At 41.3% G+C, this 5,958-nt stretch carries 6 protein-coding genes; all 6 read right to left on the bottom strand.

Annotated elements, in window-relative coordinates; genetic code table 11:
* On the bottom strand, window positions 1–988 hold a 988-nt coding region (locus ACKI5G_RS09440; RefSeq protein WP_407399793.1), incomplete at its 3' end, for an ATP-binding protein.
* A 19-nt stretch (window positions 989–1,007) separates the two neighbouring features.
* On the bottom strand, window positions 1,008–1,922 hold the full coding sequence (locus ACKI5G_RS09435) for a DUF721 domain-containing protein (RefSeq protein ID WP_407399791.1): 915 nt from the start codon (window positions 1,920–1,922) through the stop codon (window positions 1,008–1,010).
* A gap of 4 nt (window positions 1,923–1,926) precedes the next feature.
* Entirely contained in the window at window positions 1,927–3,048 is a 1,122-nt protein-coding gene (gene recF / locus ACKI5G_RS09430; RefSeq protein ID WP_407399789.1) for a DNA replication/repair protein RecF, read from the bottom strand.
* Window positions 3,049–3,054: 6 nt separating this feature from the next.
* Entirely contained in the window at window positions 3,055–3,276 is a 222-nt protein-coding gene (locus tag ACKI5G_RS09425) for an RNA-binding S4 domain-containing protein (RefSeq protein WP_407399795.1), read from the bottom strand.
* Between the two features lie 24 nt (window positions 3,277–3,300).
* On the bottom strand, window positions 3,301–4,416 hold the full coding sequence (gene dnaN / locus ACKI5G_RS09420) for a DNA polymerase III subunit beta (protein ID WP_407399787.1): 1,116 nt from the start codon (window positions 4,414–4,416) through the stop codon (window positions 3,301–3,303).
* A gap of 250 nt (window positions 4,417–4,666) precedes the next feature.
* A partial coding sequence (gene dnaA / locus ACKI5G_RS09415) for a chromosomal replication initiator protein DnaA (protein WP_407399785.1) occupies window positions 4,667–5,958 on the bottom strand: 1,292 nt, incomplete at its 5' end.

Below are 5,958 nucleotides of genomic sequence, written 5' to 3'. Positions count from 1 at the left end.
TTCCCTTGATAATATTATTCTTCTTGGCAAAATCATTGGCAGCACGGGTCAAGGCAATTTTAAAGCCAGCCAGATGGGTACCGCCCTCCTCGGTATTGATGTTATTTACAAAGCTGTAAATATTCTCCTGATAAGTATCGTTGTACTGCATGGCAATTTCCACAACGATATCATCCTTGGTACCATTGAAGTAAATAGGAGTCTCATTTATCTTTGTCTTTTTACGGTTCAGATGCTCCACGAAGGAACGGATACCACCCTCAAAATGGAAGGATTCACGGTTACCGCTGCGCTCATCGCTGAGATTAATGGTAATACCACGGTTCAGGAAAGCCAGCTCCCTAAGTCTGTGCTTAAGGGTATCAAAATTATACTCAGTGACGCTGAAAATTTCCTTGTCTGGCATGAAATGAACTCTGGTACCAGTTTCCTCAGTGTCCCCGGTAATAGTCATTGGAGAAGTAGTAACACCACGTTTAAAGGCAATTTCATGGATCTTGCCATCACGCTTTACCTGTACATCCATATATTCACTAAGGGCGTTAACTACAGATACACCTACGCCATGAAGACCACCGGATACCTTGTAACCATCGCCGCCGAATTTACCGCCGGCATGAAGCACAGTAAGAACTACTTCCACAGCCGGCTTGCCGGTTTCATGAAGATCAACAGGGATACCACGGCCATTATCAACAACGGTGATGCTGTTGTCATTATGAATAGTTACGTCAATATCAGTACAGTAGCCAGCCAGGGCCTCATCAATGGAGTTATCAACTACCTCATATACCAGATGGTGAAGACCACGCTCAGAGGTGCTGCCGATATACATACCAGGACGTTTTCTTACTGCTTCCAGACCCTCAAGAACCTGAATCTGATCAGCACCATAATCACCGTCAACGGCAGATACCTCAGTACCTATTTCCTCCACGTGTATCTGTACTTCCTCATCATTAATCAAAGCTTCATTTTCAGTGGCCATGAATTAATTCTCCTCCAAATCAAACATTCTTATGCTTTATGTTCTTATGGTACCTTTTGCCGGTTTTCATGACAAAGCTGTCCATAAAATCATATTTGAATTTTTCTATAGTCTGCTGTCTTAGCTCCGGAGTCAGCTTATCCGGAGAAACGGATTTATAAAGCATGGTAAGTATGGTGGCCTCCATGCAATCAGTATTTGTTGAGCTTATCTTTGATGCCAATATCTGCATCAATATAATCCGCTGCTCATTTACTTCCTCTGCAGTACAGGGAATGGTTTTTACAATATCGCAAAATCTGGCCCAAGGCACATCCATAAGGTATCTTCTTATGCTTTTAAGCCTATCTATATTAGCATTTCGCTTACAGCTATCACAAAGCTGCTCCTCTGATGGACACAGGGTATTACATTTGCTGCAGGGATGCCAGTTGGTATTTTTGCGGTATTTTTTAAACTTTTCGTCGTTAATATGAACCTTCAGAAGTATTTTTCTCAGATCATCATCCTTTACCACATCAAGATCACGTGATATTTCACTGACCTCTTCATCAGAAATATCCACCTTCTGAATTTCCCGGCCCATATCTACTTCATTGCCATTATCATCAAAATCAATTTTTTCAGGCTTTATGTTGGTAAATACCAAATCTTCCACCAAGTATTCACCCATAAAGCTGTTTATTTTATTTTTTATTTCATCCTTCATGTATGAAAGCTGGGTAGCCCAAATAGGATGAGAAGTATAAAGAAACAGCTTCCTAAATTCCAGCTTCACAGGGGATACATTATTCGAAATATGCTTTCCCACAATTTTTGGCCAGTAAAACATCACCATGTGGGAAGAAAATTCCTTGCCAATTCCCATAGACTTCACAATCTGGGGAAGTATAATATTCATTTTCTCCAGCTTGCCTTTTCTGGGAGCTGACATGGTATCACATCCTGTCACTTACCTCAACGGTTCCCCCGGACACCTTATAAAATACACAATTAGCATCCTCCGGGAAATAAGCCTTGTCAGTGGCGGTAATAATGGTCTGTATATGTTCCTTTTTTATGAATTCCAAAAGCTGCTGCCGCCGGTTCATATCCAGCTCACTCATAACATCATCCAAAAGCAAAATCGGATATTCGCCCTTTTCAGAACGGATAAATTCCAGCTCTGACAGCTTCATGGACAATACTCCTGTCCGCTGCTGGCCTTGGGAACCAAAGGCCTTCAAATCTATGCCATTTACATAAATCTGAATATCATCACGATGAGGACCTATACTGGTGGAACCACGGTATATATCCTCACGTGTTACTTCACGCAACGTCTCATTATACCATAAAATCATTTTTTCATCTATCTTATCCACAAGTCCTGTGTATCCCTTGATACAGTAAGAAAGAGACAGATTTTCCTCATTGGTGGAAATTCGCCTCTGCATAAGATTTGCCAGCATATTGAGCTTTTTGACCGTTTCCAGACGTTTGCCAATGATTTTTATGCCGCTGTCCACCAGCTGGCTGTCCCACATTTCCAGCATTGAAGTCTGGGCTTTTCCCTCCCTGATGCTCTTTAGAAGTGTATTCCTCTGCTGCAACAATCGGTTATATTTTATTAACTCACCATAATAGGCGGGACTGGCTTGGGATATTTCCATATCCAGAAATTTTCTGCGCTCAGAAGGAGATCCCTTTATTAGGGTAAGATCCTCAGGGGAAAACAGCACCACATTAATGATACCAATAAGCTCCTTGGCTTTTATTTTACTGCCGTTATGAATAATCTGACGCCTTTTTTCCCGCTGAAAAATAAATTCCAGCCTATTGTCCACACCCATACGCTGAAAATCAATGGATACAGAGCTCCCGGGATGATTCCACATAATGAGATCATTATCCGTATTGGTCCTGAAGGAGCTTCCCATTGAGGCATAGCAAACAGACTCAAGGATATTGGTCTTTCCTTGAGCATTTCTGCCGATAAATATATTCGTTCCATCAGATAAATCCAGGGACAGGTCATCATAATTCCTATATCCCACCAGCTTCAGGTGCTTCAGCTTCATGACCTGTTATTCTCCCTTGGAAACGACCTGCCATGAGCCCATTTCTTTGATTTCTACCACATCACCGTCATGGAGCTTTTTACGGCGGGCTGTTTCCACTATGCCATTTACCAGAATCATCTCATCCTCAATCATGAGCTTCACCTGACCACCGGATTCCAAAACACCGGCCCATTTTAAAAACTGGTCCAGCTGTATAGTTTCAGTATTTACTTCTATTTTTTCAATATTAGTCATATTTTACCTCTTTGATTACTGGCCCGGAGTACGAACCGGTGTGATGATATAAGTAAAGGAGTCGTCATCCAGCATACGAATAGCTGCAGGGCTCAGTGAATTGTTAAGTGATATATAGAATTCCTTGGTGTTGATTATCTTCAATACATCTGATACGAAATCAGCATTGAAGGAAATTACAATATCATCACCATCAATTTCAGCTGTAAGGGACTCATCGGCATTACCGATTTCCGGATTATCAGAGGTAATACGAACCATACCATTGGCAAAGTTCATGGTGGCCACGTTGTAATCATTGGTACGGGAAATAAGAGCAGTTCTGTCAACAACGGAACGGAACTCCTCAGTATTCAGCTTTATTCTGGTACTAAAATCACTTGGCATTACCCTATGATAATCAGGGAACTGGCCATCAATAAGACGGGAAGAAATATAGGTATTATCAAATTCAAAGCTAATCTGGTTGGAATTGAAGCTGATATTCACAGGACGTGGCATATCAGAGGACAGCAGCTTATGGATTTCATTCAAAATTTTTGAAGGAATTATCATCTTGCTCTGACCCTCAAAATTCTCAAGAACCTTTGACTGAATAGCCAGTCGCTTGGTATCAGTGGAAACCATGACTACAGAGGAATCGTTGAGTTCCAGCAGACAGCCGGTAAATACAGGCCTTGCTTCTTCATTGGAGCAGGCAAAGGTGGTTCTGCCAATAAGCTCCTGAAGTACATTATCCATTATAGTAAAGCTCTTATTTGCATCTAGCTTCTTAATGATAGGGAAATCGTCAGCAGACATGCTGAGCAATGTGAAATGAGAACGATTGGAACGTATATGGGAGATCTTTTCCTGACGGTCATATTCCAATTCCACAGTAACACCAGGGAGCTTTCTGATAACCTCCTGAATATATCTACCGGATAATACAATATTTCCCGGTTCTGAAATTTCAGCCTCGATTTTACAGATAATGCCAATTTCATAATCTGTGGCCTGAAGCTCTAATGTATTATTATCCCCTTTTATATAGATTCCTGAAAGGATTGGATTCTGAGGCTTTGAGGAAACTGCCTTTGATACGGTTTGAATTGCCTGGAGTAAATCGTTTTTTTGGCATATAAATTTCATGTTGTACACCCCTTATGTATTTATGATGATTATATATATAAAAAATAGTAGTCGTAATAGTAGGGCCTGTGGAAAAGTGGATAAGTGGATGGAATCTTTGAAAAAAAAGAAAGACCACATGTTTATAAAAAGTTGATAAAACAGGGAAGGATATCCACAGTAATCACAGAATAATCCTTCCCTTAATTTTATCTACATTTCTTCTACAGGGAATATACATAGTTATTCACAGAAAATGTGGAATAAATGCTTAAAGTCTTTCAATGCGCTTGGTAAGTTCCTGTAGAGTATTATCAAGTTTTATGTTTTCGCCCTTTTCCTCACTGATCTTGGTGTGGGCATGAAGAACCGTGGTATGGTCTCTGCCACCGAAGAAATCACCAATTTGTGGAAGCGAAGAATTGGTCAGCTCACGGCAAAGATACATGGCAATTTGTCTTGGATAGGCCAGTGCCTTGGTGCGCTTGCTGCTGTTAAGGTCTTCCACCTTAAGGTTGAAGTGATTTGCCACAACCTCCTGAATAACATCCATGGTGATTTCCCTGTTGTGATTTTCAGGGTATACATCCTTTAATGTGTCTGCCACCAGATCGGTGGTAATCTTTTCACCAATAAGCTCGGAATAAGCAACTACTCTTGTAAGAGCTCCCTCCAGCTCACGGATGTTGTTATCAATGCGACTGGCTATATAAACCAGGGCCTCGTTTGGTACATCAATATGCTCTGCCTCTGTTTTCTTTTTAAGAATGGCAATTCTTGTTTCCAAATCCGGAGGCTGAATATCTGTCAGCATACCGCCGGCAAAGCGGGAGCTAAGACGCTCCTCCAGGGTTTTGATTTCATGGGGAGGTCTATCTGAGGACAGTACAATCTGCTTGTTGGCCTGATGGAGAGCATTAAAGGTATGGAAGAATTCCTCCTGGGTTCTCTCCTTTTTTGAAAGGAACTGAATATCGTCAACCATTAACAGGTCAATATTTCTGTATTTCTGTCTGAAAGCCTCAGTGGTATTATCACGAATGGAGTTAATAAGCTCGTTGGTGAACTTCTCAGAAGTGATATAGAGAACTCTCTTTTCAGGATTATTTTTTAATACCTCATGGCCAATGGCGTGCATGAGATGGGTTTTACCAAGGCCCACACCGCCGTACATGAACAGCGGATTGTAGTTTTTACCCGGATTCTTGGCAACAGCCTGGGCAGCAGCATAGGCTATACGGTTGAAGTTGCCGGCTACAAAGGTATCGAAAATATAACGCGGATTCAGTGATGAAGCATCGCCGGGGGCAATCTGACCAGGGGTGTCATAGGCTGCCACAAAGGAAGCCTTGCCATCATTGTCATTGAAAAGATTTTCCACTGGCTCTTCAGGTTCAGGGGCTGCCTTTTCTACAACCTTTATTTCAAAAGAAACATCAGATTTGTTAAGGGTGTTTTTGCAGGCGTCTACAATAATAGTCATGTAACGCTCGTCAATAAACTTTTTAACAATATCATTTGGAGCACTTAAAACAATCACATTATTGTCATAATCCATAGGGC

The organism is Anaerovibrio sp. (assembly GCF_045637405.1).
GTDB lineage: Bacteria > Bacillota > Negativicutes > Selenomonadales > Selenomonadaceae > Anaerovibrio.
This window is presented reverse-complemented; position numbering and strand designations above follow the sequence as displayed.

Bases quoted from the DNA above. Each gene is read 5' to 3' on its own strand.
- dnaN (WP_407399787.1), bottom strand. From the start codon at position 4,416: ATGAAATTTATATGCCAAAAAAACGATTTACTCCAGGCAATTCAAACC.
- ACKI5G_RS09435 (WP_407399791.1), bottom strand. From the start codon at position 1,922: ATGTCAGCTCCCAGAAAAGGCAAGCTGGAGAAAATGAATATTATACTT.
- recF (WP_407399789.1), bottom strand. From the start codon at position 3,048: ATGAAGCTGAAGCACCTGAAGCTGGTGGGATATAGGAATTATGATGAC.